We start from the raw sequence: 573 nt of genomic DNA on the forward strand, positions 1-573 counted from the left end.
TCTTTCCTGTGTGCCTGATGTTCACAGCGTCTTTGGATATCCCGCTTTCTCCACAGGTGCAGTTTCTGTTTTTTCTTTCCCGGTATCTTCCCCTGCATCTCCAGATACTCGAACACGATCACATCTGCTTGGTTTTCTTCCGCATATCTTACAATCGCACATGCAATCTTTTTACCCAGTTCTGTGTTCAGACGTTTCGTATATGCCCATCTTCCCTGTGTCTGCGCAGAGCCATGTTCCCTCTGGGATCTGCGGATCCGTCCCAGTGTGCGGTACATCCGGTCTTTTTCACTGGGATGATCTATGAATCTTCTTCCCAAGACAGTTCCGTCTGAGCGCATGATGGTACAGACCGCATCGGTATTGATCCCCAGATCCACACTGCAGATGATCTGTTCTTTTACCGGTGTTTTCGTCAGTGTTACTTCTTCTGTATAGGAAAAACGCAGAAAATACCGGCAGTGTCTCTTTTCCAACGCAGGGGCCGATGCCTTCTTTCCTTTCCAGTTCCTGCGAAGATATTCCATATCGGTACGTTTTAAATATACACGGAACCATTTCCAGTCATGCCCA

Annotated in this window: 1 pseudogene; it reads right to left on the minus strand. The window is 47.5% G+C overall.

Annotated elements, in window-relative coordinates:
* Positions 1-573: pseudogene (locus WKT11_RS19835) on the minus strand (IS200/IS605 family accessory protein TnpB-related protein); the annotation flags it as partial.

This window comes from Blautia sp. HCN-1074, from assembly GCF_037890165.1.
In the GTDB taxonomy this organism is placed as follows: domain Bacteria; phylum Bacillota; class Clostridia; order Lachnospirales; family Lachnospiraceae; genus Blautia_A.